The following is a 2,034-nucleotide window of genomic DNA, read 5'->3' on the forward strand; positions in this document are numbered from 1 at the left end:
GGGCGGCGCGTTAGATGCGCGGGGCAATGGGGCTTATTTAGCCGAAAAAGCGGCGCAGCGTTATGGGGCTTGTGTGAGGGAAGTGCAATTGTCGCAAAGTTGGTATGGCAAAGAAATGCCGGCTTATTTAGAAGCTTTTGGGGATGGGACGATTGTTTTGCCGCGCGATAGTGACATTGTTGCCGATCATCAAGCGCTTGCTTATGTCAATGGCATTGTGAAGATTCCAGACAATCATCGTTTTAAAGGCAGTGATGGTTTTATGCGCCATGGTGATAGCGCGATTGCTTGCGCTTTGGCTTATTTTGCCAGCCGCCAAACTCCTGAAATTTATGATTATACACCTGTGAGAGAGGCTTATCGTTTTGATGAAAGCTCGCTCTTTTCAACGCCTTTTTTTTCAACAATGCGATCAAAGATTTATTGATGGGATGATGAGATGGTAAAACTTTTAGATCAGTGGGGCAGGGCGCTGAATATCAAAGGGTTGGAGCGAGAAGTTGCAAGCCCTACCGTTGGCGGTGTTCGTGATGTATGGTCACAAACCATTGTCAGTGGTCTGACCCCTGCGCAACTTGCTGATATTTTGCAACAGGCAGCACGGGGGCATCCAGAGCAGTTTTTTCAACTTGCCGATGATATGGAAGAGCGTGATTTGCATTATCGTGCTGTGCTTGGCATGCGTAAAAATGCTCTCACAGGGGTGGAGCCTGGAGTGATTGCCGCAAGCAATAGTGCACAGGACAAAAAGATAGCAGATGCGGTGCGGGAAGTGATCAGTGCGCCTACCTTTGTTGATGATTATGTGACGGATTTATTGGATGCTTTGGGGAAAGGTTATGCGGTTGTAGAAACCTTGTGGGACAAGAGTGCCAAGGAATGGTGGCCGGTTGCTTGGAAATGGCGTGACCAGCGGTTTTTTCAATTGGATCGGCGGGATGGTTTTCATTTGCGTTTAAAAGAAGAGGGGTCTTTTAATGGAAGTGAATTGCCTGCTTATAAATTTTCTATTCACAGACCCAAGTTAAAAAGCGGTTTGCCTATTCGTTCTGGGCTTGCGCGGCTTGCAGCTTGGGCATTTCTCTTCAAGTCTTATACACTGAAAGATTGGATGGCATTTTTAGAAGTTTACGGTATGCCTTTGCGTGTGGGTAAATATGGGGCAAGCTCTTCTCATGAGGAACGGCGGGTTCTCATTCAAGCGGTGCGTGATTTATCCAGTGATGCGGCAGCGATTATTCCCAAAGAAATGGAGATTGAATTTATTGAAGCGGCAGGGGGCAGTGGCAATGCGGTGTTTGCTTCTAAGGCGGAATATTTAGATCGACAAATTTCTAAAGGTGTGTTGGGGCAAACCATGACGACGGATGATGGTTCGTCCTTTTCGCAAGCGCGCATTCATGAAAATGTGCGCCATGATATTGCCAGAGCTGATGCACGTCAATTAGCTTTAACGGCTAATCGTGATTTAATTGTGCCCTTTGTTGAGATTAATTTTGGGCGCCAAGAGCGCACTCCCCTTGTTTATTGGCCGATTTCGGAAAATGAAGACATTAAAGCGATTAGTGATGCGCTGGAAAAACTTGTGCCTTTAGGTTTGCGTGTTGGGGCGCAAGAAGTGCGCAATAAGATTGGTTTTTCGCAACCAAAAAAGGAAGAGGATGTTTTAAAGGCTCCTGATAATGCGCTTGATGATGAGAGGGGAGAAAAGGCTCATGTTTGTGCTGATTGTGGAGGTGTTTTTGATGTTTCTGTGACAAGAGAGAGCAAGGGTGCAAAAGAGAAGGGTGGGAAATATCACGACGAATTGGACCGGCTTTCACAAGAAGCTTTAAGTGACTGGGAAGAGGACTTAGAACCCCTTTTAGAGCCTTTTAAAAAGCTTGTAAGAGAAGCAACAAGTTATGAGGATATCCTAAAAGGCTTAGATGAATTATTGGGTGAGATGGATCATCATGCATTAGCAGCGCGCTTGGCAAAAGTACAAATGATTGCACGTGGGCTTGGGTATCATGGATGAGGAACTTTTTAAAA

The 2,034-nt window shown here is 45.8% G+C and carries 1 protein-coding gene and 1 pseudogene; both read left to right on the forward strand.

Features of this window, described 5'->3' with window-relative positions:
• Positions 1-427 (forward strand): annotated as a pseudogene (locus ACFINZ_RS09410) (hypothetical protein); the annotation flags it as partial.
• 12 nt (positions 428-439) lie between these two features.
• Positions 440-2,020 (forward strand): DUF935 domain-containing protein, encoded by a 1,581-nt coding sequence (locus ACFINZ_RS09415; RefSeq protein WP_375701389.1) that lies wholly within the window; start codon positions 440-442, stop codon positions 2,018-2,020.
• The last annotated feature ends 14 nt before the right edge of the window (positions 2,021-2,034 follow it).

This window comes from Bartonella sp. AA81SXKL, from assembly GCF_042196945.1.
In the GTDB taxonomy this organism is placed as follows: domain Bacteria; phylum Pseudomonadota; class Alphaproteobacteria; order Rhizobiales; family Rhizobiaceae; genus Bartonella.

Coding starts and splice junctions, on each gene's coding strand:
- ACFINZ_RS09415 (WP_375701389.1), top strand. CDS start 440: ATGGTAAAACTTTTAGATCAGTGGGGCAGGGCGCTGAATATCAAAGGG.